The organism is Streptomyces sp. NPDC048191 (assembly GCF_040652655.1).
In the GTDB taxonomy this organism is placed as follows: domain Bacteria; phylum Actinomycetota; class Actinomycetes; order Streptomycetales; family Streptomycetaceae; genus Streptomyces.
Window position 1 is genome coordinate 33,461 of record NZ_JBEZMO010000006.1, and the last position, 26,167, is coordinate 59,627.

Genomic DNA, 26,167 nt, shown 5'->3' on the forward strand with positions numbered 1-26,167 from the left:
GCGAAAGTCTTCTGGTCGGTGCGCTGCCCGACCCAGGTGGCTCCCGAGTACGAGGGCGGCGCTACGACGTCCGTCCTTACGCGGGACCTTCCGGCGCCGTCGCGGCGGCGGCCGGTGCGGCCGTCAGGGCCTCGGCTGCCTCGCGGTCGGGCGCGAGCGGGTCGGTCACCGTGCCGGTCTCTTCATCGAACAGCCCCTGCGCCAGCCTGGTCACCGCTGCGGGGACCGGCGGCGCCAGGTCGGCCACGGCGCGGAGACCGGACAGGACGTCGTCGGGTCGTACGGCAGGCGTCACGTGCCGAACAACCAGCCGCAGTATCGCACAGGGCTGGCCGGTCGGCCTATCAGCCGGTGAACCGTGCGTTTCCAGGCTCACCACGGCCGGGCGGGCGTCGAAGGTACGGACGCCGTTCTTGGTCATCCGCTGGACCTCGACGGTCCCGGCCCGGTTGAAGGTCTCGACCGCACGCCCGGCGTCGGCCGGGTCGACGCCGTCCAGCCGCAGCTCCCAGACGGAGGCCGTCAGCCGGTCGGCGAGACCGGAGGTCCGCGCCTCCACCGCCTCGATCACGTCGAGCCCGGGGGGCAGCGACTCGTCGAGGAGGACACGCAGGGTCTCCGGGTCGCGCGGTGCGGTGAGCGCGATCTCCAGGTACTCCGCCTCACTGCCCGTGCCGGTGGGTGCGGCATTGGCGTACGACACCTTCGGGTGCGGCGTGAAACCGGCCGAGTACGCCATCGGCACCTCGGCGCGGCGCAGCGCCCGCTCGAAGGCGCGCTGGAAGTCTCGGTGGCTGGTGAACCTCAGGCGGCCGCGCTTGGTGTAGCGCAGTCGGATGCGCTGCACCGCGGGTGCGGGCGGCGGGCCTTCGGGCTGTCGCTTGCCCAGTGTCCTAGTCCTTCGTGAGTGCGGTCGTACTGCTACCAAGAGTACGTGCCGCGGGCCGCTGAGGTTCCCGCCGGTTCACCGCGGCCGGCTGGCGCGGCTCGCCGAACAGCATCCGCCGGATGTCGGCGCGGGCCTGCCGCACCGTGTCGCGGGCGCCGGTCAGCGCCTCGCGGACGGCCCGGCCCAGCACGCGCGCGCCTTCGGCGGCGGGCCGCAGCACGGCGTCCCGGACGAGGTGGCCGACCGGAGTCAGGACGGTGCGGTACGCCCAGCGCACCGGCTCCACGAAAACCCACCGGAAGAAGGTCCCGAGCGCCCGCCCGACGGCCCGCGAGACGCGTCCGGCGATCCGCCAGGCGTGCCCGAGGGCGTCACCCACCTCGCGGGCGACGACGGCGAGGAACCGGCCGACGGGCGCGAGGACCCGGCGCCACAGCACGAGGGCGGGCAGGACGAAGAGGACGCGGAGGGTCCAGTACAGGGCGGCTCCGATGCCGGTGGCGATCACGTCCAGCAGCCGTGCCACCCCTCGGCCGCACCGGGCGAGAGCACGTCCGACGGGCGCGAGGACCCGGTCGTACAGCCATCGGGCGGGGACGACGATCAGATACCGGACCAGCCGGGCGACGGCCGTGTACCCGCCGATGCCCACGGCGGCGAGTACGGCGCCGATGTCCCGCAGCAGCCGGGTGACCGCATGCCCGGCCGGACGGAGCACGCGCGCGTACACCCACGCGAGCCCGGTGCCCACCCCGCGCGCGAGCCCGGCGACGGCGTGGCCGGCGGGGGTGAGCACGTGCCGGTACAGCCACCCGGCCGGTACGACGACGAGGACGGTGCCGAGCCGGGCGAGCGTCCTGCCGACGGGGACGAGGACATGGCGCCACAGGCCCACGAACGGCCGGACGAACAGGGCTTTCCCGGCCCACAGCAGAGCCCGGCCGACCGGCCTGAGCACGGTGTCCCGCAGAATCCGTCCGGCGACGACGAGTGTGTCCCACGCCATGCGCACCGGCACCACCAGCACCAGGACGACGATCCGCAGGGGGACGCGGATCGCGACGGTGAGGCACCCTTCCGGCTGCCGGGGCCGAGGAGGCGGCTGGTTCGGTTCCATACCGGGACAGACGCCGGGACCGCCGGTTCGGATCCGGCGGCCCGGCTTTCCCGGGTGCACCGCGCGGTGAAGGTGTGCCGGGCCGGACGGACGCGAGGCGACGCAGGGCGATGAACGCCCCGTCGGGGAGATGTCAACGATCCGGGCCGTGCCCCACCGCGGCCGCCTCGTCCTCGCTCACCCCCGCCGGTTCGGGGGTGGAGCGAGTGGAGGCGAGGGCCGTCAGAACGCCCGGTTGCTGCAGCTCACGTCCGAACCGAGGTGGCTCAGCTGCGCGCCCGGGTTGCCCTCGCCGTTCAGCAGGTTGCCTGCCAGGCCGTTGAAGGCGCCGAGGTTGCCGAGCACGTCGATGTTCATGTCGTGCGAACGGCACTCGTTGCTCTGGGTGACGTCGAAGTCGCTGTCATGGCCCGGCTCACCGTGGGCGAAGGCGGTGGCACCGCCGAAGGAGCAGACACTGCCGAGCACGGCACCCACGAGGACTGCCCTGTGGAACTTGCGCATTGGTTCTCCGTTGGTCGAGCGGATGGGATCTGCAACAGATCGCATGGGGGCTGCGGACGATTTCGTGAGGCCGTCAGCCGAGCCGGGGAAGTCCCAGCTGACCGACGGGAGGTGCCGCCAGCTGTCCGAGGCCGACGGGAGCCAGCGTCGGCACGCTCGGCGACCCGAGCATCGGGTTGATGAGCGGATTCACCTGCGGGTTCACCTGCGGGTTCACCTGCGGTCCGACACGCATCGGGGTCTCCGGGGTGGCGGCCTGCGGTACGGCCACCTGCGGGGCGACCTGCGGCATGACCTGCGGGATGACCTGCGCCGGCGGTGGCGGAGCGGCCTGCGGCTGGGCGTACTGCTGCGGGTAGGCGGGGGCGGCCTGCTGTTGCGGGTACGCGGGGGCGGCCTGCTGCTGCGGGGGCGGCGCGGTGGTGGCCTGCGCCGAGCCCTGCGACGAGGCCATGGCGGAGGCGTAACCGGCCTGCTGTGGCGGCGGGACGGCCTGCTGCTGGGGGTACGGCTGGGGGTACGGCTGGGGGTACTGCTGCGGGTAGGCGGGGGCGGCCTGCTGCTGCGGCGGCGTGACGGTCGCCTGTGCCGTTCCCTGCGTCGAGCCCGCGGCGTAACCGGCCTGCTGCTGCGGCGGAGCCTGCGAAGCAGGTGCCGGGGGTGCGGCCTGGGGAGCCGGCTGGTCCGGCGCAGGAGCCGGAGCGGGACCGCCATATCCGACGGGGGAGTCGGCATAGCTGACGCCGGCGCCGATGGCGGACAGACCGCCGGCCGCTGCTAGAACGAGCGCGGCCTTGTGAAGCTTGCGCATGAAAACCCTCGGCCCTTCGATACCTGAAAGGGAAACCCACTGAATTCAGTGCGGTCACACGTACAGTTGGTGCGTTCATCACACCGCACCGTCAGTAGCGGTAACTCCTGAGTGGTACGCGGACGTCGCATCGGAGCCGGCAGCAAAGTCTCGCACTCCTCTTTGAGTTCACGTTCGCTGCCCTCCTCTCGTCGGAACGACGGTTCCCCCGCCGCGGTCACGGCTCCTGGCGGCTCGTCACCCATTTGCCATTCACCGGAACTGGCATTGCGGGCCAGAGTCGTTGTGTCAAATGGGTGACCACGCGCCGACGCCCGTGTCCGAGCCCGCGCGCATTTCGTTCCCCTCGGGGCGAGAACGATGGTCCATCGCAGCCGTCCAGGGCGGCGAAAGCGGCGACAACCGCGCCGCCCGTCAGCATTTCACCAGGTTCCGTACACAGGTCAATGAAGGGCCGAGGATTCCATGCGCAAGCTTCAGCAAGTCGCGCTCATCGTCGCAGCAGCCGGCGGCCTGTCAGCCGTCGGCGCCGGCCCAAGCTCCGCCGCCCCCGCCTACAACGGGGCGGCTCCGACTCCCGTTTCACAGCCGGACGCCCAGGCCGCCTCGGCCACCTCCGCCCAGGCGACCACGCAGTCCTACGGCACGCCGCAGCAGGCGTACCCGCAGCGGGGCACCGAGGTCACCCCGCAGGTCAACCCTCAGCTCAACCCGCAGATCAGCCCGCAGATCTCCTCGCCGACCCCGCAGACGGCACAGGCCCCGCAGACGGCACAGGGCGGTTCGGTGGGCCAGACCAACCTGTTCCGGCCGTACCAGGAGTGCAGCCCTCAGAACCTGCTCGACGCGAACATCCCGGTCGCCCTGCTCGCGGCCGCCGAGACCCGAGGCGTCGCCTGCACCCAGGCCAACAGCCAGTCCAACTCCCTCGCCAGCGCGCAGCATCAGGGCTGACGCTCTGGGTCCAATGCGCTGCACGGGCTTTCGACCCGATCGATGAGCCCGTTCGCATGCGCATACCGACTTTCGGGTGGCTCTGCCTCTTGACTGTGGAAACGGCGTGCCGTTGCGAGCTTTGGCGTATTTCGTACTAATCTCCGGTAACTGTAAAAAGTCGATCTGTCACAGATCGCAAACCCCCACTCCCACGGAGATGACATGCGCAAGCTTCGCAATGTTGCCGTCCTGGTAGCCGCGCTCAGCAGCATCGGCCTCATGAGCGGCACGGCCTACGCCGGCGGCGAGCACGGCGGCGACCACGGCGGCGACAGGTTCGACATCATGCAGAGCAACCACTGCAAGTCGCACGACCTGAACGTCGACATCCTCGGCAACGTCGGACTCCTCAACGGCGTGCTGGACCTCAACCCCGAGGGCCACCCGGGCGCCCAGAACAACAACACCGGATCGACGCTGAGTTGCAGCAACAGCGCCTTCTGAGTTGCGTGCGGCGCCCAGGCGCCGGGCGGTGAAATGGTCCCGGCACCCGGCCCCAGCCCGGGCGTCGGGACCATTCGTGTGCGCCGACGGACCTCCAAGATAGCGAAAAAGCACTCGCATTCGGCGCGTCGCTCGATTCATCCGGGTATTTCGTATCAGCATTCATGTCGGCACATACGGCGATTTCTCGCACATCGCCTCCATCTCATTCCAACGGAGATCACATGCACAAGCTCCGCACTGCTGCCGTTGTCCTCGCCGCATTCGGGAGCGTCGGACTCCTGGGTGTCGGCACCGCCCACGCCGACCAGGGCTGGGGCAAGGACGGCAACGAGTTCAACGTCCAGCAGAGCAACCAGTGCAGGTCGCACGACCTGAACCTCAACATCCTCGGCAACGTCGGACTCCTCAACGGCCTGCTGGGCCTGAACGACGAGGGCAACGCGGGCGCCCAGAGCAACAACACCGGTTCGAAGCTGAGCTGCAGCAACGAGGCGTTCGGCAAGTAACGCAGAGCAGTAATCCCCGGTATCCGACAACTGGTTGGGTACCGGGGATTACTGTTTCTCCGGTCCGGCATGTACTGGCGGCGCTCAGAACTCGAAGTGCGGCTTCTTGAAGCCCTTGGGCAGCTTTTCCGTGTTCGAGCAGTCCACGTGCTGCCCGTTTCCGGAGGGACCGCCGTCCAGCAGCTGGTCCTCCGGAAACACCAGGCGCGGGCGGTCGGACGTCGAGCAGTCGAGCAGCTGCTTGACGACGTGCACCCCGCCCTTGTCAGTGCGGGTCTCGTTCTTGTGAACGCAGACGGTGCCGCCCTGCTCGGTGCTCCTGCAGTCGTCCGAGGACCCGTCCGCGTACGCGTGTCCGGCGCCGACGCAGAACGCGGCGAGACTTCCGACGAGCCCCGAGACGGTGGCGATCTTCCGTACAGTGAACATGAGTTGTCTTCCTTTACGACAGGGGCCCGGGCGCATGCGCCATTGACTGGCGTGCGCCCGGGCCCGAGAAGGTCGAAACTGAGCATTCCGCGCCTGGATGCGTTACCAAGCGCGCCGATGGCGGAAATGCCGCAGCCCGGACGCGTACCCCGACGGGACCGTCGTGCGTCCGGGCTGCCTTCGCCACGGGTGTCACTCGGCAGACCGGTGAACAGACCGAAACGGTGCCGGCCCGGTGTGCCGAATGCGTGCGGTGCACATCAGATTTCCGAAGAAGGCCGGTGCGCCCCGCGCCGACTCCGAGAGGGTGAGCCCTCGGTACGTCCTTACTCGTCGCCCTGGTGCTGGTCGTCGCCCTGCTCCGGGCCGGAGTTCCCCTCGTCCTGCGGCCCCGCTTCCTGCCCGGCCTTCGGCTCGGTCTCCGTGGTGTTGTTACCGCCGACCGCAACGGCGTTGGCCGTCGAGTTGGCCACGGCGGTGATCTGCGGAGGCGCGTCCTCGCCGCCGGCGGCAAAGCTGACGCCGCCGCCGAAGGCGGACAGCCCCGCGATCGCCGCGGCTACGACTGCAACGCGCTGAAACTTACGCATGGTTGACCCTTCCTAACCCAGGCGGAAGCGCCTGGCTTGACTACTTAATGTGAGCATATACACACAGTCCGTAGTTATTGAGGATCTACACCCCGGCACGTCGCGTCGGCGCCACGAGGTGTCGACCGGAAGGGTCCGGCGTCCGGGCTCAATTGGACACGTCGGGCGACTCCACCTCGTCGCGGTTCGCTGCGGGCACGCCGCCCCGGGCCACGGGGGTACAGGTCACCTCGGTCTCGAACTGCTGCGTCCCGCCACCCAGGAAGGAGGGGACTTCCGTCGGCTGCACCGACTGACACAGCTCCTGGTGCGGGATGGCGGCGCCTTTGGGGACTTCACCGCTGATCCGCTGGACACAGGCGACGTTGCCCAGGAGATCGCGCGTGCACTTCCCCGGGCCGGCAGCGGCGTTCGCCGCCGGGGTGACGCCGACGCACGCCGCGGCAACGCCCCCGACGAGCCCCGAGACGACCGCGATTCTCTTCCTGCCGAACATGTGATGTGCCTCCTCTGCAAAGGTGCCCGGTGCGCCGGGCTCCGTCTTCGACACTCGGACAACCGGCCGGAAAAGCGGGACCCTTCGAGACCGACCACGAAGAGCCCCGCACCAGGCGTCGCACACGACGACGCCGCCGGACTCAGCCGGTGAAAGCGTTGTTGTACTGGCCGCAGGCCGTGTCGCTGGTGTCGGCGAGGCCGAGCACGCCGATCGGGACGTCGTTCTCCGCCACCGTCTGCGGGCTGCACTCCTGGTACGGGCGGTAGAGGTTGGACACCTGCAGCTCACCGCCGTTGGTGTCGGCGATGGCGGAGCCGGCGCCGATGGCGGTCAGACCGCCGGCCGCCGCCACCGCCGCGATCACGACCTGCTGAAGCTTGCGCATGGAACCCTCGGTTCTTTTGCAGTGAAACGTGTTGCCTAGCGTGACGACCCAAACACTATCAGTAGTCGAGTGGAGCGTTCCACACCGGACATCCGCACCGATGGGGATGTGTCATGACAGAACCACCGAATGGATGCCAACTGGCGTCACCCGGGCATGGATTGCGGTGCCGCGCGGGCCGAACGCGGGCGGGACGGACGAGAGTTGTGTCAGGAGAACGCCGGCTCCGCGACCCGCGAGCGCCCGCCCGCGGACACGGAGGCGATCAGGTCGCGCAGCCCCTCGGCATACAGCCGCACGTTCTTGTAGGCGACGTCGGTGTCCGGGTACCGGCAGGCGAACCACAGCCCCTCGTGCAGCCGGTTGACCCAGGCGCACACCTGATCGCCGTACGACACCCGGATCAGCCCGTACGCCTTCCGCTGGTCCCAGTGGGGCGCGCCGGGAATGAGCCGGGCATCGACATACGAAATGATCGAGTACATGTCGGGCGAGGTCGGGCGGAAGTCCGCGCCGAGCAGCCGCAGTACGCGGGCCAGCGGAATGCGTGCCAGCGACCGGTTGGCCCGCAACTCGGCGCGGACCATGTCGAGCGCGCTGTCGAAGTCCCGTGCCGCGGGCACCTCGATGGGCGCGCCGCCGACGTACCAGCCCACGGAGTCCGACCACTCGGACTTCAGCCGGGTGTGGAACGGCACGACCGTGCGGTAGACCGGCTGCCCGCCGAGCTCGTGGACGATGAGGCTGGTCGCGGCCAGAATGCCCACCAGGCTGCCGCCGTAGGGCCGGCAGTGCGCCTCGAACGCGGCGGCGGCGTCCGCGTCGACGAGGGGTTCGCACACCAACTTCTGGGCGGGCAGCGCGCCACCGGGCCGCAGACCGAGATCGACGGGGAATTCCGGAAGCCTGCCGTCGCATCGGCTGATGAACTCCCGCCAGCGTGCGACGATCGCGTGCGTGTCGTCGATGCCGTCCGCGTTCGCCCGCTCCTGCTCGCAGAAGTCGACGTAACTCGCCACGGACGGGCCGCTGACGGGCCGCCCCGTGACGCCCGCCGTGTACAGTTCGTGGATTTCGTCGGGGATGCGATGGATGGAGTAGGCGTCGACGTTGGTGTGGTCGAACGCCATGTACACGCTGGTGCAGTCCTCGCGAACGACCGCCGCGTAGATGAGGTTCGGCCAGCCGAGGGCGTCCGCCGCGGCGTCGAACCGGTCCTGCAGGTACCGGATCAGCGCACCCGCGTCGGCGAAGTCGCCGATCACCTCGCGGTGCAGCGACACCTCCTCCTCGTCGAGCGTGAACCGCTGCATGTCGTCGCCGGCCCACCTGAAGCCGCTGCGCAGCGTCTCGTGACGCAGCGTCCAGCCTCTCAACGCCCTTTCCAGCGCGTCGAGATCGGCCCGGCCCGGCAGGTCGAACGCCGTGCCGAGCCAGGTCGGTACGAACAGACCGTCCTCCCGCACCGAGCGGGCCGTTCTGATGTGCGACTCCTGGATGTACGCCGGCGGCCGCGGATCGGGCGGCAGCGCTGCCGCGGCCGCGATGGTCGCCGGGCTGATCGTCCACTCGACGAGCTGTCCGGGCCGGACCTCGCAGCGCTGAATGTCAGAAATTCGCACGGTGGCGTCTCCTTCGCAGAAGACACCAGCTTGATCAAGGGGACGCCGTACGCGAGCGGCGGTCGCTGTGTCGCCGACTTTTCAGCGGAACGTGTGACGCCTCGAACGGAGAAACGACCCCTCAACGGCGATCGTGTGCCGCTGAACGGCTGTTGACCGGGACGACTTCACCTTGTTCATACCGGTGGATCCGGCTCATGCTCTCAAGATCGCCCGGATTTACGCCGGTTGTGCTACTGGTGATCCGCCTGCGGCAGGTCCTGCTCGGTCCAGATGGTCTTGCCCAAGCGGGTGTAGCGCGTGCCCCACTGGTGGGTCATCTGGGCGATGATGAACAGGCCCCGGCCCCCCTCCTCGTCGCTCGCGGCGTGCCGCAGGTTGGGCGCGGTGTGGCCGGTGTCGGAGACCTCGCAGATGAGGGTCCGGTCGCGGATCAGGCGTACCCGGATCGGACCGCCGACGTAGCGGATGGCGTTGGTGACCAGTTCGCTGACGATGAGCTCGGTGGTGAACGCCAGGTCGTCCAGCTCCCAGTCGCCGAGCTGCTTGGTGACGGCGGTGCGGACGGTGGCCACCGTCGCCGGCTCCGGGACGACCCCCCACTCGGCGAACCGGTTCCGGTCGAGCAGGCGGGTGCGGACCAGGAGAAGCGTCGCGTCCACGTCCACCGGTCCGGGCAGCAGGGCGGCCACCGCCCTGTCGCACAGCGTCTCCAAGGACCCCCGGCCGTCGGCCAGCACGCGGGACAGCTGCGCGAGCCCGGCGTCACGGTCGTCGGCCGCCTGGAGGAAGCCCTCCGTGCAGAGGGCGACGAGGCTGCCGGGCGCCAGCTGCAGTTCCGTGCTCTGGTAAGGCAGGCCCTCGATGCCCAGCGGCGGACCGACCGGCAGGTCCGGATGGTCGACGGCGCCCGTCTGCGGGTCGACGACCGCCAGCACCGGCTCCCCCGCCCGCGCCAGGCTGCACTTCCCGGAGAGGGGGTCGTACACCGCGTACAGGCAGCTGACGCCCAGGGCCGCGTCGGCGTGCGGCCTGCGGTGGCCCGGACCCCGGCCGGAGCCGCCCTCGTGCACGGTCTGCTCGACCAGGTCGCCCAGCCGGGACAGCAGCTCGTCCGGGCTCAGGTCCAGCCGGGCCAGCACGCGCACACCCGTACGCAGGCGGCCCATGGTGGCCGCGGCGCGCAGGCCGTGACCGAGCACGTCCCCGACGACCAGGCCGACCCGGGTTCCCGACAGGGGAATGACGTCGTACCAGTCGCCGCCCACCCCGGACCGGCTGTCTGCGGGCTGGTAGCGGCTCGCCGAGTGGACGGCGGCGTGCGGTGGCAGGCGGCGCGGAAGCAGGCCCCGCTGGAGTTTGAGGGCCACGCCGTGGCCACGGGTGACCACCGGCATCAGCAGCAGACCGATCAGCAGGGCGCCCAGGCCCAGGACGGTGACCCCGCCCGTTCTGCCGATCAGCGGCAGATCGACGGCGGTCGTGCCGTACTCGGGATCCGCGTAGACGACGAAGGCCGCGTAGAGGAACAGCGAGGCCAGCATCAACCCGCCGAGTCCCGGCAGCACCCCCTTGAAGACCAGGTCCCTGGTGCTGCGGGTGAGGATCTTGCGGTGGTACCAGATGCAGGCGAAGCCGGTCACCCCGTACTGGAACGCGATCGCGAGACCGACCGAGTCGATCGAGTCGGCCAGGATGTTCCGGCTGAACGACGCCAGCAGGACGAAGACGGCGATCGAGGCCGCGCCCATGCCGATCGTGCCCCAGGTCGGGGTGAGAAACCTGCGGTGGACCCGGGCGAGCCGGGAGGGGAGCGCCTTGTGGACCGCCATGGAGAAGACGGTCCTGGCCAGGGGCAGGATGGTGGTCTCGGCGGAGGCCAGCGCGGAGGTCAGCACCATCAGGATCAGCACTCTCGACAGCGTCAGCCCCGTCTCGTCGCTCCCGAACACGGCCCTGCCCAGTCCGGAGAGCACGTCGTCCGAGTTGTGCGTGTTGCCGAGCCCGATGCCCGAGGTGCCGACGCCCGCGAACGCCTGCGCCGAGGTGGACACCAGGCCGTACATGACCAGGAGCAGAAGGGTGGACGTGACCGCGGCCCGCCCGGGGACGCGCGTGCTGTCGACGGTTTCCTCGTTGACCGTGAACGCGGTGTCCCAGCCCCAGTAGATGAAGACCCCCGCGAGGACGCCCGAGGTCAGGGCGCTCATCGAGGGCACCTCGAACGGGTTGAACCAGGAGGCGGACACGTGGATCGCCGTCGGGGGCGGGTGGGTGTAGACCCTGACCAGCGCCGCGACGGCGAAAAGGACCAGCATGGCCACTTCCAGGCACAGCAGCCAGCGCTGGACGGCCGCCGAGAACTCGATGCCGACGTAGCAGATCACGGTCAGCGCGGCGATGCAGACGATGCCGCCCACGGTGGTCCACAGCCGGCTCTCCGCCATTCCGTCGAGGCCCACCAGCCGGAAGCCGTAGGCAGCGGCGATCTCGGCGAGGTTCGCCATGACGAGGACGTTGGCGACGATCAGGCCCCAGCCGCCCATCCAGCCGACGCGTGGTCCGAAGGCCCGGGTGGCCCAGGTGAAGGTGGTGCCGCAGTCGGCGTTGCTCGCGTTGAGCTCCCGGAAGGCGTAGGCGACCAGCAGCATCGGGACGAACGCCAGCATCGTGACGATCGGGGCCTGAAGTCCCACGCCGGCCACGATGATGCCCAGCGTGGCGGCCAGGCTGTACGCCGGGCCGGTGGAGGCAAGGCCCATGGCCACCGAGGAGAACATGCCCAGGGCATCGCTTTTGAGCCCCTTCTGGCCGGCCCCCGCCCCAGGCGCGGGGCGGTCGGCCGGCACGGCGCCGCCGAAGTGCCACACACTTGATTCCAACGCGCGCCCCATGCCCGCGCAACAGGGCAGCGGCGACAGCGGGAACGCCGCCGGCCGGCGCACGGCCCCGCGTCCCTGCCCACGGCGTGAGCCGAACGGTCCACGGCACCGGGACCTACGGCACCACACCGGGGACCGTCAGCCCCTGTCGGCTCACCGCCGCGCACCTGAACCTGCCGGTATGGGCGTCAGTGGAGGTGCGCCATGGACAGGGAAGACCGGCGGGGGGATGGACATGCGGTGCTGAAGGTGTCCGTGGACCGCCTCGACGGCTGGACGATCGCCAGCCTGGCCGGGCAGATCGACATCTTCACCGTGCCGGGGCTGCGCACGGACCTGGGAGCGCTCGTGGCCGACCACGGCGGGCGTCCCCGGGTGATCGTCGATCTCGGCGGCGTCACCTTCTGCGACGCGCACGGCCTCGGCGTGCTCATCAACGCCCACCAGACGGCCGTCCGGCGTGGAGGCACGGTCCGTGTGGTGGTTCCCCAGGGGCGCGTGCGCAGGCTACTGCGCATCGCGAGGCCGACCCATGACCTCCAGGTGCACGAGACGGTGCGCGACGCGGTCGGGGTCGGCTCGCTGTGACGAGACCATGGCCGAGCGAGGAGGCCGCCGTGCGTGACCGCGATGCCCGGGTACACGCCCTCATCGACGAGTTCTTCGACCACGGCATGTCCCTGTGCGAGGGAGCCGGCGCCCGCTGGCGCACCAGCCGGGAACTCGACCAGATCACCGTGGCCCAGATCCGCATGTGGGCGGCCAACCGCACCCTCGCGGCCTTCGCCCCCGGCTGGTCCGCCGCCCTGCGGGCCCGGATCCTCGCGGAGCGCGACGCGCTGGAGGAGTGGCTGACCGACCATGGCCGGCGCGACGAGTGCGGCTCCTCCGCCTGACCTTCGCAGGCGTCGGGGAGGCACGCCGGCCGCCTTCGCCGCCGGCGGTCTCAGCCGGGACGGCGGGGCGGGGTGGGCCGTAGGGCGAGCAGGGCGATGTCGTCGGTGCTGTCGGCGCCGAATTTGATGATCAGTTCGTCGCAGAAGACGTCGAGGGGGTCTTGCGCCTGGCCGGGGGTGTGCCGGCGGAGTCGGGTCATGGCGTCGTCGAGGGGCTCGCCGCGGCGCTCGATGAGGCCGTCGGTGAAGAGCAGCAGGGTGGAGTCGGGCGGCAGCGGGTCGCAGGCGGACGGGCGGGGCAGGCCGGCGTCCATGCCGAGCATCAGGCCCCGGCCGTCCTCCAGGTAGCGGGTCTCGCCCTCCCGGGTGGTCAGAAGGGGCGGCAGGTGGCCGGCGGAGGCGTGGTGCAGGCTGCTCCCGCCGCCTTCGTCGCTCTTGATCACGGCGTAGACGCAGGTGGCTGTGGCGTGCGGATCGAGCGTCTGGCTCGCGAGGTCCAGACGGCGCAGGACGTCCCCGGGCGGTTCCTGGCGGTCGACGGCGATACCGCGCAGCATGTTGCGCAGGGTGCTCATGGAGACGGCGGCCTTGAGGTCGTGGCCGGACACGTCGCCGACGACCAGCGCGGTGTCTCCGCTGGGCAGGACGAAGGCGTCGTACCAGTCCCCGCCGATCTCGGCGGTCGTGCTGGAGGGGAGGTAGCGGGCGGCCAGCTCCACATGGCCGGCCTGGGGCAGCTCGGGCAGCAGGGCGCGCTGGAGCTTCTCGGCGTTGGAGTGGGCGTACTGGTGCAGACGGGCGTTGTCCACCCCGAGAGCGATACCGCGTACCAGTTCCGCGATCGGGAGGATGTCCTCCTTGGTGAAAGGGTGCTCGTCCCGGACGCGGACCATGGTCAGGGCGCCGAACACCTCCCGCTGGGCCCGCAGCGGGGCGATGACGGCGCTGCTTCCGCCGAGCCGCTCCACCAGCTCCAGTTGCCGGGCGTCCAGGGGGCTGCGGGCCTGCCCGAGCGACGGGATGTCGGTGATCAGCAGGGGACCCGCGCCGCGCAGCACCCGGGGCAGGGATCCCTGCGTGGTCTCGGACAGCGGGGGGAGCCTGCCGAGGTGCCGCCCGGGAATCGGCACCCGGGGATCGCGGTGAGCGATGCAGACACGCTCCACGTGACCGGACCCGTCGAGGAGATCGACCGCGCACCAGTCGGCCAGCTGCCGGGTCAGGACGTCGCACACCCGCTGCAGCCTCCCGTGTGCGTCGAGGGTGCTGGTCAGCGCTCTGCCGGTGTCGGCGAACAGGGACAGCCACTCCGGCGCCGCCGTGTCGAGGCTGGTCACCGTCGCCTTTTTGGTGTTGCTCGGCAGGTGCACCGGGCCCGGCGACGGGCGCGTGGCGTGCCGGCCGTCCTGCGGCGCCTCCGGCGGGGCGGGCGGAGCCGTCGTCGTGGTGAGCTGGGCGACGAACACGGTGCGCCCGTCCACCGCCTCCTGGGTCTCGATGGCCAGGCGGATGGGGATCAGCCGGCCGTCATGGTGCAGTGCGGGAACCGGGATGGAGCGGCCGAGGATGCGGGGCTCGCCGGTGAGCAGCAGCGAGGTGAAGGCCGCCACGTGGCGTTTGCGCAGGTGTTCGGGGATCAGCGTGGTCAGCCGCTGCCCGACGAGGTCGTGCGCCTGCCAGCCCAGCAGGCTCGCCGCGGCGTTGTTCACCGCGATGATCCGGTTGCGGTCGTCGGCCGCGATGGTCGGCACATGGGCGGCCTCCACCTCGCTCGCGTCCCAGGGCGCCAGTTCCGCGGGCATCGCGCTCGGCGCCCCGCGGATCAGCGTCCACGCGGTGGGGTCGCCCCCGGACAGCTGGCCGGTGATCTGGTCGAACAGCCAGTGCCGGAAGGCCCGGATCTGCGGAAGGGCCGGGAGGGTGAGCAGGTTTCCCTGCTGGGCCGCCGCATCGGCCTCGTCGAGGACCTGGCGCAGGGTCACCAGGCCTGCCGCGGCGCCCTCCGGGAAGCCGACGAGCAGGGAGAGCGTCGAGCTGTCCGGGCTCTCCTGCTCCACCGCCGCCGTCATGCACGCGCAGATCATGTTGCTCATGTCCTGAGCGACGAAGAGGTCCCGCTGCCGCCCCCCTGTCCAGCCGGTGGCGTGCGTGGCCAGCAGCAGCTCGCGCAGCAGCCCCTCCCAGTGCTGTTGCGCCGCCCAGTACAAGGCGTACGGCACGTCGTTCAGCGTCACGGTCACGGTGCGGCCGGACGGCCGCACGGTCTCCCACGCGGACGTGGGCGGCGCCGGCGCCTTCGGCCACAGCTCGAACCAGACCGTCTTGCGGTGTCCGTCGCCGTGGACGCCGTGGCTGGTGGCCAGCTCCTCCACCAGGGCCAGGCCCCTGCCGGTGCAGGCGTAGGGGTGACGCTCGTGCGGCACCAGCCCACGGTCCGGTCGGCCGTCACTGACCCGCACATGCGCCCGGCCGTCGACGGCCCAGGCCCGCACCTCGGTCTCGGTGCGCGCGTGGAGCACCGCGTTGGTCACCAGCTCGCCGACCAGCAGCTCGGCGGTGTCCAGCAGATCCGGTGCGACACCGTCCAGTACCGAGCGCACGAACCGCCGGGCCCTCGCGGCACTCTCCGGCACCGGAGACAGGCGACGCGACGGCGCGCCGGGAGGAACGGGGCTGCCCATACCGGTTGGGTGCCCACAAACATCCGGGTGAAAAGGGCAGGCGTCACCCGTGCCGACCGGTTGTTCACCCGGCCGGGCGGCCCGCGCCCGTCGTACGGCGGGCCGACGCCTCCGCCCGATCGGCCCGGGCCAGCAGGCGGGCCCGGCCGCGGGGCCACCACGTCAGGTCGGCCACGAGGAGCACGACCACCAGCCACGACACGACGGTCTCCCCGGTGGAACCCCTCAGGGTGTCGTACACGGCGAGTACGACCGCGAGCGCGGTCACGACCAGGACGACCCAGCGGCGCAACCGGTCCTCCTGCGCGGCCCGGCGCAGGGCGTGGGCGTACTCGACGACCGCGGGCGCCAGCCGTGGATCGTCAACGGCCTCGCCCCGCCGGGTGGCGCGTACCACGGCCGTGCGATCGGCGCCGCTCATGCCCTCGGCCGCGGGCCAGACGTTCTTCGTGCGGCGCGCCACGCGGGTCCCGTAGAACAGGCCCAGCACCACGAAGACGACCGCGGCACCCGTCCATGACCCCGCCTCGACGAGCACGAAAGCCCCGAAGAACGCGCCGGCCGGGAGTCCGGCGCCCACGGCGCGGCCCGCCGGTCCCAGCCGCCACATCCAGCCCGGAACGAGAATCACCGTTATTACCGCTCACATTGAAGTCCGCACAGGGCAAGGACAGGTGGTTGAATTTGACGGGGCGCGCTCGAAATCGAAGAAGTCGGCCTTTCACGCCCCGAAATTCAGGAGAAGAATTCAAGCCTCGGCATCCGGGGCGATCAGCGCGGACCCGTGCGGCCCGGGACCGGTTGTCGGATCCGCCCTGATCTCCCCGCGTGCGCCGTGCCGGTGTCAGGCGTTGGTGTCGGGTGTGGCGGGAGATTCGGCGGCCCTGCCGGGGAGGCGGGCCGCGACCAGTTGCACGAGAACCAGGACGGTGATCGCCACCACCAGCCAGGAGGCCTCGTGCAGCACACCGGTCATCGTGTCGCCGTTGACCACACAGGCCAGTGCACCTGCCAGGGTGATCACGGCTTTGGGGCGGTCTTCCGCCCCGCACGGGGCGACTTTGAGTGGGTGGACATCGAGTACGGACAGTCCCGCGAAACCCTGGATGGACATAGTCCTCCTTGGTCACTTGGAGGGCGCGCCCGGAATTGCTCGCCTATATCACAGGATACCGATGCATTTCGAGGCGACTCAATTGACACGCCCTGAACCGCAGGTCGAGGCGGAGAAATTTCCTCGATTGACAGACGGCCCGGAACGCTGAAAGTGAAATGCGGGCGGGGTCACAGGCTCAGCGTGATCGCGGCAGCCACGCCTCCGAGTCCCAGCGCGAAGGCGGCTTCGGGCCAGCCGCCGGTGCCCCAGGGGAAGAACCGGTCGACGGCCAGCCGCCCTGGGCCGATCGCCGCGACGGCCAGGGCGACGACGGCGATGGCGACGCTGTACTCGACGCCGCCGTCGGCCTCCCACAGTCCGTGCGCCCCGGTGACGGTCGCCATGGCGTTGATCATCGTGCCGATGAGTGCCGCGGCCGCGAGCGGCGTGAACAGCCCGACGGCCAGTCCGAGGCCGCCGAGGAACTCGGAGAGGCCGCCGATCACCGCGAAGACCTTCCCCGGGTGATAGCCGAGGTGGGCGAAACCCCTGCCGGTGGCCGTCAGCCCTGGCCCCCCGAACAGGCCGAAGAGCTTCTGGGAGCCGTGTCCGGCCATGAACAGCCCGAAGGTCAGCCTGATGAGGAGGAGTCCCCAGTCTCCGGCGGACAGCCCCTCCCCGGCGTCCCGCTGGGTCGCGGATCGCCCAGCGTCCGAGGGCCGGCCTCTGTTGCGTTTCGTCATCTGAATGCTCCGGTACGGTGCGTGCCGCCCCCGACGATGCTTCCGCAACGGCCGTGGTTTCGCACATGGCATACGGCCGACATGCCGCGCATGGCGTAATGAACCGCTCCGGGGGCTTCCAGGGTCACGTTGTGCGGAGGCGGTGACCGGCGTGGACGCGGGAAGGCGGGTGGCGGACCGGGCCATGGGCACGGACAACATCGACCGTTCGGAGGGATTCGGCGAGCGGCTGCTCGGCCTGCTGCTGGACAGAGCGCGGCTGCTGCCGCCCCACATGATCGCCCCGCTGATCGCGGAAGGGGTGGCCAGGATCGGTGGTCGTGACGTCTCCATCCTCCTCCAGGACTACGCGCAGGAGCTGCTGGTGCCGCTGCCGGGCAGGAGACTGCACGTGGCCCAGCCGGAGCCGGTGGTCGACTCCCCCGCCGGACGGGCCTTCCTCCAGGGGGACGCGGTCGAGGTGGCGCAGCCCCGCGGCGGCATCCGCATGTACCTGCCGCTGCTGGACGGCAGTGACCAGGTGGGCGTCATGGCCCTCACCCTGGACGCGGTCGGCGACGACGACCGGCGCCTGCTGCTCAGGCTCGCCAGACTGGTCGCCGACATGCTGGTCACCAAGAACGCCTACACCGACCAGTTCTTCCAGGCCCGGCGCCGGGAGCCGATGAGCGTGTCCGCGGAGATCCAGTGGAGCCTGCTGCCGCCGCTGACCATGTCCGTGCCCCAGGTCGAGGTGGCCGGTGCCCTGGAGCCCGCCTACCGCGTGGCCGGCGACAGCTTCGACTACGCCCTCAACGGCAACCTCCTGCACATGGCCGTCATCGACGCGATGGGCCACGGCCTGGACGCCGCCACGATGGCGACCGTGGCCATCGGCGCCTACCGGCATGCCCGGCGCGTGTTCATCAGCCTGGACGAGAAGTACGCGTTCATGGACGATGCCATTTCCAGGCAGTTCGGGCCGGACCACTTCGTCACGGCGCAGCTGATGCACCTGAACATCGCCACCGGGGTGATGGAGCTGGTCAACGCGGGTCACCCCGCGCCGTTGCTGATCCGCGGCGGCCGGGTCGTGCACCAGCTGGACAGCGCGACGACGCTGCCCGTCGGCTTCGGCGGCGACCTGCCCCGGGTCCGGGAACACGTGCTCCAGCAGGGCGACCGGGTGCTCTGCTACACCGACGGCATCATCGAGGAGCATGTCGCCGGCGGGGAGGCCTTCGGCGAGGAACGCCTCGTCCGCTGCGTCAACCGCCTGGGGGAAGAGCCCTCGGGCAGCGTGCGTGCGGACATGCGCCGCCTGTCCCACACGTTGAAGAAGGAACGCGGCGGGCTCACCACCGACGACGCCACCCTTTTCATGATCGAGTGGCACGGCGGCTCCGCCGACCACCTCGCGGTCCTCGACACGTTCCAGGGCTGAGCCGCGGACGTCAAGCCGCCGTGGGGAGGGGCTGTTCGGTCCAGATGGACTTGCCGGTGCGGGTGTGACGGGTGCCCCAGCGCTGGCAGAGTGCGGAGATGAGCTGCAGGCCACGGCCGCCCTCGTCGGTGGCGGAGGTGTGGCGGATGTGCGGCGTGGTCAGGCTGGCGTCGGACACCTCGCAGATCAGTGCGCGGCTGCGGAGCATGCGCAGCCGGATCGGGCCGCAGGCGTGCCGCACGACGTTCCCGACCAGCTCGCTGACCAGGAGTTCGGTAGTCATGACCAGGTCCTCGTCGACCAGTCCCCAGTCGGTGAGCTGGGCGCGGACCAGGTCGCGGGCCTGGCCCGCCGCCACCGGGTCCTCCGGCAACGACCACTCGGCGACGTTCTCCGCGTCCAGCGGGTGGGTGCGGGCCAGCAGCAGGGCGGCGTCGTCGATCAGCACGCCGTGGGCGGGGAGGAGGGCGGAGGTGAGGCCGGCGCAGAGGGCGTCCAGGTCGGACGCGTCCGCCGGGGAGCCCGGCATGGCGTTCACGGACTGGAAGAGGAGCTCGGCAAGGCGGTTCATGCCGGTGGTGACGTCCCTGTCCTTGCTCTCGACCAGGCCGTCGCTGTAGAGGGCGAGCAGGCTGTCGGCGGGCAGCAGGGTCTCGAGGGTTTCGAAGGGCGGAGTGGCCACCCCCAGCGGCGGGTCCGGGGTCATGGGCAGGAAGGTGACGGTGCCGTCGGGCTGGGCCACCGCCGGGGGCGGCTGACCGGCGCTGGCGTACGACAGACGCCCGCTCACCGGGTCGTAGACGCCGTACAGGCAGGTGGCGAACGCATCGGTGCCCAGCTCGGCCACGATGTCGTTGAGGTGGCCGAGGATTTCGTCGGGCGGCAGCTCCAGCTCCGAGAGGGTGCGCACGGCCGTGCGGAGCGCGCCCATGGTGGCCGCCTCGGCCATGCCGTGACCCATCACGTCGCCGATCACGAGCGCCACCCGGGCCGCGGAGAGCGGGATCACGTCGTACCAGTCGCCGCCGACGTCCGCTCCCTGTTTGGCCGGCTGGTAACGCGCCGCCGTCGTCAGCTCGGGCAGCTCGGGCAGCGCCTGCGGCAGCAGGCTGCGCTGGAGGGTACGGGCCCGGGTCGTCGCCTCGTCGTAGAGCCCGGCCCGCTCCAGCGCCTGCGCGATCAGTCCGCTGAGCGCGGTCAGCAGTGTCTGTTCGTCGTCGTCCAGTACCCGTGGCTCGCCGAAGGAGATCACCGCCGTGCCGATCTCGCGCCCGGACACCGCCAGCGGCAGAAAGGCCCACGCCTTCTTGCCGCTCGACCGGGTCAGGGCCTCGGTCGCCGGGTAACGCCTCAGGAACTCCTCCGGGGAGGAGATGCAGAGGGGGGTGCGGCTGCGCAGGGCGTCCCCCGCCGGATTCGTGGTGTCCCCCACCATCCACAGGCCGTCCAGCATTCGGGTGAAGCGCTCCGAATATCCGCGGGAGCCGACCACGGTCAACCGGTCGCCGACCGCGCCGAGCATGATCAGTCCGGTGGCCCCGAGGGGCGTCATGACGCCGTCGGCCACCGCCGCCATCACGTCCTGGGCCGTGACCGCCTCGGCCAGCTCCCGCGTGATCCGCTGCACCAGGGCCGAACGCTCCGCGGACGCGCGCTCCGCGGCGGCTCGCTCGGCCTCCCGCAGATGCCGCTCGGTGGTGTCGGTGATGTAGAGCGTGAGGCCTTCCGGTACCGGCACCAGCCGCAGGTGGTACCAGGAGGCCCCATCCGGCCCCGGTACGTCGAACCCGGCGGGCCGGCCCTCGGCCACCGTGGCCCGGCACTGTTGCTCCAGCCCCGGCATGGCTTGTACCGCGGGAACGTTCCAGAGCAGGGCCCCGGCCACGTCCCCCGCGGCACCGAAGAGCCGCTCGGCGGCCTGGTTGAGGAATCCGATGCGCCACTCCGCGTCCAGGGAGACGAAACCGTCGCTCATGTGCCGCAACGCCCACCCCACCGACTCGGCGGCAGCATGCGTCTCGCTGCTGTCCCGCAGGGTGCCGATCACCTTCACCGGCGTGCCCTCGTCGTCCGTGAGCGTCCGGGCACGGGCCTCGATCCAGATGTACGTGCCGTCCTGGCGCCGGATCCGGTACTCGTTCTGGAACCCGCCGCGCAGCTGGATGCCCGTGTCGAAGCCGGCCACCGCCGCCGGCAGGTCGTCCGGGTGTATCAGCGCCGCCCATGCCTCGATGCCGCCGATCATCACGCCCGGATCGACGTCGGGCAGCACCTCCTGGACGGGCCGGTCGGCGGTCAGCTCGCCGGTGCGCAGGTCCCAGGTGTACGTGAGGGAGGGCCCTCCCTCCCAGGGGGCTACGGACTCCTGCGGTCCCGGCTCGTTCTCCAGGGCGCGCAGCAGGGTCGGGGACGGGTTGAGGATCCCGGACGCCCTGAGCCGCACGGACATCCAGACCGCCACCTCGTTCAGGAACGCGCGCTCGGGCGCGCCGGGCTCGGCGCCCGGGGCGAAGAGGACGGAGAGCGCGCCACGTCGCCGGCCACCACCCGGGATGGGGACGGCCAGGTGACCGATGCCGGCGGGGAGCCCCGAGGGCCACAGGGCGGCGGGGTCCCGGCCCGGCACCGGGTCGGGCGGGGCCAGCTCGGGCCCCCAGGTGGTGGTGTCGTTGCGGGCGGCTTTGCTGGGCGGCGCCGTGCCCCGTGCCGGGATGATCAGCCAGGGCCGGGTCATCGACTCCGGCAGGCCGCTGTCGGCGACCAGGTAGAGGACGCCGCTCATGCCGCCGCCGGGGAGGTGCACCATGCCGCCCAGGCCGTGCACCTCGGCCACGGCCTGCTGGAGCGCGGTCAGCAGCACGTCGACGTCGCGCCGGTCCTCGTCCACGGCGTCGAGCAGCCGCATCCGCATGCGGTGCCGTTCCAGGGGCCGTACGGCCTGCATCGTCCCCATGCCCCGCGGATGGGTGGAGCGGGGCATGGACGGGTCGGTGTTGGGCGCATCGCCGCTTCTGGTGTTCACCACTGTCGACTGTCGCCTCCGCTCACCCACTGGGCTGCATGCGGGATGTGTACCGGCAGCGGCCTACATCCCTGGAATCCATGCTAAACGGTACAACTTGGGCGGTTTAGGCTGCGTGAGGGAATCCTTCTCACCGACCAGCATCGCACCGCCCGCTGCGTCCCACCGGTCCTGAGCTGCGACTGCGGACCGGGCCGGGATCCACCGATGAGTTCCGCCGGCCGGTCCGGTCCACCAGGACGTACGCCATCGAGCCACCGACTGGAGACCCACCGTGACCACTCCCGCACACCCCGGCCGCATGCTGTTCGTGAACATCCCCGTGGCGGACCTCGAGCGCAGCAAGGCGTTCTTCGCCGAGCTCGGGTTCGCCTTCGACCCGATGTTCACCGACGAGACCGCCGCCTGCATGCTGGTCGGCGAGCACGCCTTCGTCATGCTGCTCACCCGCGAGAAGTTCGCGGAATTCGCGAAACTGCCGATGGCCGACCCCACCACACACACGCTGGCGCTGTACTGCTTCAGCGTGTCGTCCCGCGAGGAGGTCGACAGGGTCAGCGCCGCCGCGCTCGCCGCGGGCGGCTCCAAGGCGGACGACGCCGAGGACCACGGCTTCATGTACTCACGCAGCTTCTTCGACCTCGACGGCCACGGCTGGCAGGTCATGTGGATGGACCCGGCGGCGGTGGAACGGGGCCCCGAGGCGTTCGCGGCCTCCACGCAGGACTCCGGCACCCCGGCGTAGCCACCCGACCGAGGCCCTCGCGCACGTCGGTGCGCGTGGCCTCCCAACCCGTCGACGCGCCGATCAGGGACTTCCTGGAACCCCGGCCCGGCTCCGCCGGCACACCGTCCCACGCGTACCAACAGGACATCGGCGCCGTCCCGCGAAGCGTCCAGCTGCCCGGCCGCCAGTCCGAGGCCGAACGCCATCCGTCATCTTGCGGCCACCAGTGTCCGCGCGTCTCGAGCGGCCCGGGTACGACACCACCGCGCCCCCAAGACCGGCCGGCATCGCCGCACGCACCGACACCTACGGGGCGGCGACGGCACGGGCGAGCCGGTCGGACGAATCCCTGGGTCTCTTCTCCGCAGCCGGTCCTTGCGGACCGGACCGGACCGGGTCCGCGCCATCGCAGCGCAGCGCGTGCTCAGGAGAGCAGACTCAGCAGCCGGTCGAGGAGGGTCCGGCTGATGCCGGACACGGCACCACTCAGGACGGCGCGGACCACGGCCAGGCGCTCGCGGCGTGTCACACGTGACCGGGGCATGAGACCTCCACAGATCGCGGTCGCGGATCGAGAGCCAGCCGGCTCGACATCCACCCTCGGCCCGGCTCGAAGGTCGGCTCCCAGTCGCGACAACCACGGAAAACGCGGGGGTCTTGGGCCTGTTCAGACCCTGTGCGGGCAGGGTGATGGGCATGATGATGCGATGAGCCGCAACAGGGGGGACGGCCAGGCCCGTCGACCGCGCACGCTGGAGCGGGCGCGAGTGGGATGGCCTCGAGCGCTGCGGGAGTTGAAGGACCTGCTGTACGAGGCCTACCTGGCGGCGGGCGCGCCAAGCCTGGACGAGATCGCCGCCGCCATCGCCGGCGACGACAGGTTGCCGGGGGCGCCGAGCCGGGACACCGTCCGGCGCTGCATCAGCGAATCGACCCTGCCGGCGAGCCAGGCCGACGCGGTCTCCGTAAGCACGGCCCTGGCCCGCGGTGCCACATGGAACGTGCAGGAGGTGGCCGCGCGGGTCCGGGCGCTATGGATCGAGGCCCGGATGGCGACGGGCGCGGGTCGGCCGATCGCCGAGTTCGACGACCGGCTCATCCTGGACGATCTGGAGGTTCATCCGGCTCTCGACACGGGTGCGGCTCAGGGCCGGTTCGGTGCACTGCCCGCCTACGTTCCACGGGAGTTCGATGGTCCGCTGGCCAGGGTGGTCGACTCCGCCGTCACTGGGCACAGCGGCGTCGCGGTGCTGGTCGGCGGCTCTTCCACGGGCAAGACCCGGTCGCTGTGGGAAGCGGTCCGCGAGCTTCCCGAGCGGTGGCGCCTGTGGCACCCCATCAGCCCCACACGCCCCGACGCTGTCCTGGCGGAACTGGACGACATCGCCCCGTACACCGTCGTATGGCTGAACGAAGCCCACTACTACCTGGCACCGGACACCCTTGGCGAACAGGTGGCCGCGGGACTGCGGAGCCTCCTGCGCGATCCCGGGCGCGCTCCGGTGCTGGTCCTGGCCACCCTCTGGCCCGAGCACTGGGACGCCCTGACCACCGGCACCAGCCTGGATGCGCACCCCCAGGCCCGTGAGCTGCTGAAAGGCCACAAGATCGATGTGCCCGACACGTTCACACGCGCCGATCTCGCCGCGCTGGCCGACACTCTCGACGTCGATCCCCGCCTCAAGGAGGCAGCCAAACACGCCCGCGAGGCCCGCATCATCCAGTACCTGGCCGGAGCGCCCGCCCTACTCGACCGCTACCAGGCGGCCCGAGGCGCCACCCGCGCTCTGATCCACGCCGCCATGGACGCCCGCCGCCTCGGCGCCGGGCCGCACATCCCGCTCGCCTGGCTCACCGATACCGCCCTCGGCTACCTGACCGACACGGAGTTGAACCAGACCGGCCACGACTGGCTGCCGAAAGCCCTCGACTACGTCACCACGCCCTGCAACGGCATCCCCGGCATCCTCACCCTCGTCAACACCAACGCCGCCCGCAATCGACGTACCAGCGGTGCCGTCAGGTCCGCAACCGATCCCCACGCGCGGCTCACGCCAGGTCCGCTGTACCAACTGGCCGACTATCTCGACCAGCACGGCCGCCGCGAACGCACCAAGGAGACCCCGCCCACCGAGTTCTGGTGTGCAGCCGCCACCCACGCCCATCCCGCGGACCTGAACGCACTGGGAGACGCCGCCTGGGACCGTGGTTTCCTGCGCATCGCCGCCCAACTCCACAAGCGCGCCACGGCCTTCGGGAACCCGTACTCCGCGACCTTCCTCGTTCGCTACTTCCGCATCCACCACCCCACCGACCAGCGCCCCGCTCAATGGGCCGCTGCCTACGTCGCCCTCGACGCCCCTCACCGGGTGGCCCTACTGCTGGGAGAGCTGCGCGCGGCGGGCGCGAAGCAGCAGATCACCGCTCTGCTGGCCCGTGACCCGGCCGCCCACGTCACCCTCGACGACCCTGACGGCGTGGCCAGGCTGCTCGAGGAGCTGCGCAGGGCGGGGGCGGAACAGCAGGTTTCCGCCTTGCTGGCCCGTGACCCTGCCGCCCACGTCGCCCTCGACGACCCCCATGACGTGGCCGTGCTGCTGAAGGAACTGTGCCAGACGGGGGCCGAGCAGCAGACCGTCGCCCTGGCCGAGCGAGCTGCCGCGCACGTCGCCCTCGACGACCCCGACGGCGTGGCCAGGCTGCTGGAGGAGCTGCGCAACGCGGGGGCGGAGCAGCAGGTTTCCGCCTTGCTGGCCCGTGACCCTGCCGCCCATGTCGCCGCGGTACGCACCAGGGGCGTGGGCAGGCTGCTGAAGGCACTGCGCGAGGCGGGGGCGGAGCAGCCGGCTCTCACACTGGCCGAGCGGGTCGCCACTCATGTCGCCCTCGACGACCCGTACGGCGTCGCCAAACTGCTGGAGGAACTGCGCGAGGCGAGGATGGACCAGCAGGCGGTCGCTTTCGCCGAGCGAGCCGCGGCCCACGTCGCCCTGGATGACCCGCGCGGCGTGGCCATGCTGGTGACAAGGATGCGGGAAGCGAGCACGGAACAAGCACTCGTCCTGGCCGAGCGAGCCGTCACGCACGTGCGCCTCGACGACCCGCACGGCCTGGCCATACTGCTGGCAAGGCTGCGGGAGGCGGAGGCCAGGGAGCAAGCGCTCGCCTTGGCCGAGCGAGCTGCCACCCGCGTTGCGCTGGACGACCCGCGCGGCGTGGCCATGCTGCTGACAAGGATGCGGGAAGCGAGCACGGAACAAGCGCTCGTCCTGGCCGAGCGAGCTGCCACCCACGTTGCCCTGGAGGACCCACTCGGCGTGGCCATGCTGCTGGCAAGGCTGCGGGAGGCGGAGGCGAACCAGCAGATGACCACCCTGCTGGCGCGTGACCCGGCCGCCCGCGTCACGCTGGGCAATCCGTACAGCGTGGCCATGCTCCTGCTGAGGCTGCGGGAAGCGGGGGCGAACCAGCAGATCACCACTCTGCTGGCGCGTGACCCCGCCGCCCATGTCACCCTCCGCAATCCGCAGAGCGTGGCCATGCTGCTGAAGGAGCTGCAGGAGACGGGGGCGCACGAACAGGCCAGGGTTCTGACCATGCGGCTTCCCGCCCTGAAGCAGTTCGACATGTTCGTGACGGACCGCGATCGCCAATACCCGTTCCCGCTGGGGCTGGAGCCCGACGGGAGTGCCGCGCTTACGTGGACGTGGGAAGACCTGGAGTGAGGGCGGGTCGCCGAGTCCCGCCGACCGGCAGCGCGCGTTCCGCAGGATCCGGCGCGGCTGAGGTCGCGCAGGGCTGAGGGCAGACCGTCACGTATGAGCCAGGTACTGGCGCCTCACCCTCACACCCACTCCACCTCGGAGACGATCCGCGAGCCGACACCCGGGCACGGGAGCGGG

General features: G+C 70.9%; 23 protein-coding genes. 8 read left to right on the forward strand and 15 right to left on the reverse strand.

Annotated elements, in window-relative coordinates:
- Positions 1–76 precede the first annotated feature (76 nt).
- The 4 genes from AB0D93_RS12330 to AB0D93_RS12345 form a co-directional block, all read right to left on the reverse strand.
- Positions 77–847, reverse strand: a complete 771-nt coding sequence (locus AB0D93_RS12330) for a TIGR03936 family radical SAM-associated protein (protein ID WP_362117358.1) — start codon at positions 845–847, stop codon at positions 77–79.
- A gap of 46 nt (positions 848–893) precedes the next feature.
- On the reverse strand, positions 894–2,006 hold the full coding sequence (locus tag AB0D93_RS12335) for a hypothetical protein (RefSeq protein ID WP_362117361.1): 1,113 nt from the start codon (positions 2,004–2,006) through the stop codon (positions 894–896).
- Positions 2,007–2,228: 222 nt separating this feature from the next.
- Positions 2,229–2,510, reverse strand: coding sequence for a hypothetical protein (locus tag AB0D93_RS12340; protein WP_362117364.1), 282 nt, complete (start codon positions 2,508–2,510; stop codon positions 2,229–2,231).
- Positions 2,511–2,583: 73 nt separating this feature from the next.
- On the reverse strand, positions 2,584–3,321 hold the full coding sequence (locus AB0D93_RS12345; protein ID WP_362117367.1) for a hypothetical protein: 738 nt from the start codon (positions 3,319–3,321) through the stop codon (positions 2,584–2,586).
- A gap of 465 nt (positions 3,322–3,786) precedes the next feature.
- On the opposite strand from AB0D93_RS12345, the gene AB0D93_RS12350 reads away from it, so the two are divergent.
- The 3 genes from AB0D93_RS12350 (at position 3,787) to AB0D93_RS12360 (ending at position 5,270) form a co-directional block, all read left to right on the forward strand.
- Complete coding sequence (locus AB0D93_RS12350) at positions 3,787–4,275, forward strand: hypothetical protein (protein ID WP_362117370.1); 489 nt, start codon at positions 3,787–3,789, stop codon at positions 4,273–4,275.
- Positions 4,276–4,479: 204 nt separating this feature from the next.
- Positions 4,480–4,761: a hypothetical protein gene (locus AB0D93_RS12355; RefSeq protein WP_362117373.1), complete on the forward strand. Its 282-nt coding sequence runs from the start codon at positions 4,480–4,482 to the stop codon at positions 4,759–4,761.
- 224 nt (positions 4,762–4,985) lie between these two features.
- The gene (locus tag AB0D93_RS12360) at positions 4,986–5,270 is read left to right on the forward strand and encodes a hypothetical protein (RefSeq protein ID WP_362117376.1); all 285 of its coding nucleotides are present in this window, start codon (positions 4,986–4,988) and stop codon (positions 5,268–5,270) included.
- An 84-nt stretch (positions 5,271–5,354) separates the two neighbouring features.
- On the opposite strand, the gene AB0D93_RS12365 is transcribed toward AB0D93_RS12360, so the two are convergent.
- The 6 genes from AB0D93_RS12365 to AB0D93_RS12390 all read right to left on the reverse strand — a co-directional run bounded on the left by AB0D93_RS12365 (position 5,355) and on the right by AB0D93_RS12390 (position 11,677).
- On the reverse strand, positions 5,355–5,699 hold the full coding sequence (locus AB0D93_RS12365; protein WP_362117379.1) for a hypothetical protein: 345 nt from the start codon (positions 5,697–5,699) through the stop codon (positions 5,355–5,357).
- 326 nt (positions 5,700–6,025) lie between these two features.
- The gene (locus AB0D93_RS12370) at positions 6,026–6,289 is read right to left on the reverse strand and encodes a hypothetical protein (RefSeq protein ID WP_362117382.1); all 264 of its coding nucleotides are present in this window, start codon (positions 6,287–6,289) and stop codon (positions 6,026–6,028) included.
- A 148-nt stretch (positions 6,290–6,437) separates the two neighbouring features.
- The gene (locus AB0D93_RS12375) at positions 6,438–6,785 is read right to left on the reverse strand and encodes a hypothetical protein (RefSeq protein WP_362117385.1); all 348 of its coding nucleotides are present in this window, start codon (positions 6,783–6,785) and stop codon (positions 6,438–6,440) included.
- A 142-nt stretch (positions 6,786–6,927) separates the two neighbouring features.
- Entirely contained in the window at positions 6,928–7,173 is a 246-nt protein-coding gene (locus tag AB0D93_RS12380; RefSeq protein WP_362117388.1) for a hypothetical protein, read from the reverse strand.
- Between the two features lie 209 nt (positions 7,174–7,382).
- Complete coding sequence (locus AB0D93_RS12385) at positions 7,383–8,795, reverse strand: condensation domain-containing protein (protein ID WP_362117391.1); 1,413 nt, start codon at positions 8,793–8,795, stop codon at positions 7,383–7,385.
- Positions 8,796–9,028: 233 nt separating this feature from the next.
- A complete protein-coding gene (locus AB0D93_RS12390; RefSeq protein ID WP_362117394.1) occupies positions 9,029–11,677 on the reverse strand; it encodes an amino acid permease in 2,649 nt (882 codons plus the stop codon).
- 204 nt (positions 11,678–11,881) lie between these two features.
- Here AB0D93_RS12390 and AB0D93_RS12395 point away from each other — a divergent pair, with 204 nt between their 5' ends.
- Together AB0D93_RS12395 and AB0D93_RS12400 are read left to right on the forward strand one after the other, a co-directional pair.
- Positions 11,882–12,265, forward strand: coding sequence for an STAS domain-containing protein (locus tag AB0D93_RS12395; RefSeq protein WP_362117397.1), 384 nt, complete (start codon positions 11,882–11,884; stop codon positions 12,263–12,265).
- A gap of 29 nt (positions 12,266–12,294) precedes the next feature.
- The gene (locus AB0D93_RS12400; RefSeq protein WP_362117400.1) at positions 12,295–12,573 is read left to right on the forward strand and encodes a hypothetical protein; all 279 of its coding nucleotides are present in this window, start codon (positions 12,295–12,297) and stop codon (positions 12,571–12,573) included.
- Positions 12,574–12,623: 50 nt separating this feature from the next.
- Here AB0D93_RS12400 and AB0D93_RS12405 read toward each other — a convergent pair whose 3' ends face one another.
- The 4 genes from AB0D93_RS12405 to AB0D93_RS12420 all read right to left on the reverse strand — a co-directional run bounded on the left by AB0D93_RS12405 (position 12,624) and on the right by AB0D93_RS12420 (position 16,967).
- Positions 12,624–15,254, reverse strand: coding sequence for a SpoIIE family protein phosphatase (locus AB0D93_RS12405; RefSeq protein WP_362117403.1), 2,631 nt, complete (start codon positions 15,252–15,254; stop codon positions 12,624–12,626).
- Between the two features lie 64 nt (positions 15,255–15,318).
- Positions 15,319–15,885: a hypothetical protein gene (locus tag AB0D93_RS12410; RefSeq protein ID WP_362117406.1), complete on the reverse strand. Its 567-nt coding sequence runs from the start codon at positions 15,883–15,885 to the stop codon at positions 15,319–15,321.
- Between the two features lie 213 nt (positions 15,886–16,098).
- On the reverse strand, positions 16,099–16,368 hold the full coding sequence (locus AB0D93_RS12415; protein ID WP_362117409.1) for a hypothetical protein: 270 nt from the start codon (positions 16,366–16,368) through the stop codon (positions 16,099–16,101).
- Positions 16,369–16,538: 170 nt separating this feature from the next.
- Positions 16,539–16,967, reverse strand: coding sequence for a DoxX family protein (locus AB0D93_RS12420; RefSeq protein ID WP_362118175.1), 429 nt, complete (start codon positions 16,965–16,967; stop codon positions 16,539–16,541).
- Positions 16,968–17,277: 310 nt separating this feature from the next.
- On the opposite strand from AB0D93_RS12420, the gene AB0D93_RS12425 reads away from it, so the two are divergent.
- Complete coding sequence (locus AB0D93_RS12425) at positions 17,278–18,516, forward strand: PP2C family protein-serine/threonine phosphatase (RefSeq protein ID WP_362118178.1); 1,239 nt, start codon at positions 17,278–17,280, stop codon at positions 18,514–18,516.
- Positions 18,517–18,526: 10 nt separating this feature from the next.
- Here AB0D93_RS12425 and AB0D93_RS12430 read toward each other — a convergent pair whose 3' ends face one another.
- Positions 18,527–21,538 carry a SpoIIE family protein phosphatase gene (locus AB0D93_RS12430; RefSeq protein WP_362117413.1) on the reverse strand — a complete coding sequence of 1,004 codons (3,012 nt, stop codon included), beginning with the start codon at positions 21,536–21,538 and terminating at the stop codon, positions 18,527–18,529.
- Positions 21,539–21,839: 301 nt separating this feature from the next.
- Between AB0D93_RS12430 and AB0D93_RS12435 the strand changes: the two genes are divergently transcribed.
- Entirely contained in the window at positions 21,840–22,283 is a 444-nt protein-coding gene (locus AB0D93_RS12435) for a VOC family protein (RefSeq protein ID WP_362118181.1), read from the forward strand.
- A 689-nt stretch (positions 22,284–22,972) separates the two neighbouring features.
- A complete protein-coding gene (locus AB0D93_RS12440; RefSeq protein WP_362117416.1) occupies positions 22,973–25,990 on the forward strand; it encodes a hypothetical protein in 3,018 nt (1,005 codons plus the stop codon).
- Positions 25,991–26,167 lie beyond the last annotated feature (177 nt).

Bases quoted from the DNA above. Each gene is read 5' to 3' on its own strand.
- AB0D93_RS12345 (WP_362117367.1), bottom strand. From the start codon at position 3,321: ATGCGCAAGCTTCACAAGGCCGCGCTCGTTCTAGCAGCGGCCGGCGGT.
- AB0D93_RS12370 (WP_362117382.1), bottom strand. From the start codon at position 6,289: ATGCGTAAGTTTCAGCGCGTTGCAGTCGTAGCCGCGGCGATCGCGGGG.
- AB0D93_RS12360 (WP_362117376.1), top strand. From the start codon at position 4,986: ATGCACAAGCTCCGCACTGCTGCCGTTGTCCTCGCCGCATTCGGGAGC.
- AB0D93_RS12420 (WP_362118175.1), bottom strand. From the start codon at position 16,967: ATGGCCGGACACGGCTCCCAGAAGCTCTTCGGCCTGTTCGGGGGGCCA.
- AB0D93_RS12440 (WP_362117416.1), top strand. From the start codon at position 22,973: ATGAGCCGCAACAGGGGGGACGGCCAGGCCCGTCGACCGCGCACGCTG.
- AB0D93_RS12395 (WP_362117397.1), top strand. From the start codon at position 11,882: ATGGACAGGGAAGACCGGCGGGGGGATGGACATGCGGTGCTGAAGGTG.
- AB0D93_RS12340 (WP_362117364.1), bottom strand. From the start codon at position 2,510: ATGCGCAAGTTCCACAGGGCAGTCCTCGTGGGTGCCGTGCTCGGCAGT.
- AB0D93_RS12380 (WP_362117388.1), bottom strand. From the start codon at position 7,173: ATGCGCAAGCTTCAGCAGGTCGTGATCGCGGCGGTGGCGGCGGCCGGC.
- AB0D93_RS12375 (WP_362117385.1), bottom strand. From the start codon at position 6,785: ATGTTCGGCAGGAAGAGAATCGCGGTCGTCTCGGGGCTCGTCGGGGGC.
- AB0D93_RS12350 (WP_362117370.1), top strand. From the start codon at position 3,787: ATGCGCAAGCTTCAGCAAGTCGCGCTCATCGTCGCAGCAGCCGGCGGC.
- AB0D93_RS12435 (WP_362118181.1), top strand. From the start codon at position 21,840: ATGCTGTTCGTGAACATCCCCGTGGCGGACCTCGAGCGCAGCAAGGCG.
- AB0D93_RS12335 (WP_362117361.1), bottom strand. From the start codon at position 2,006: ATGGAACCGAACCAGCCGCCTCCTCGGCCCCGGCAGCCGGAAGGGTGC.
- AB0D93_RS12355 (WP_362117373.1), top strand. From the start codon at position 4,480: ATGCGCAAGCTTCGCAATGTTGCCGTCCTGGTAGCCGCGCTCAGCAGC.
- AB0D93_RS12405 (WP_362117403.1), bottom strand. From the start codon at position 15,254: ATGGGCAGCCCCGTTCCTCCCGGCGCGCCGTCGCGTCGCCTGTCTCCG.
- AB0D93_RS12425 (WP_362118178.1), top strand. From the start codon at position 17,278: ATGGGCACGGACAACATCGACCGTTCGGAGGGATTCGGCGAGCGGCTG.
- AB0D93_RS12365 (WP_362117379.1), bottom strand. From the start codon at position 5,699: ATGTTCACTGTACGGAAGATCGCCACCGTCTCGGGGCTCGTCGGAAGT.
- AB0D93_RS12415 (WP_362117409.1), bottom strand. From the start codon at position 16,368: ATGTCCATCCAGGGTTTCGCGGGACTGTCCGTACTCGATGTCCACCCA.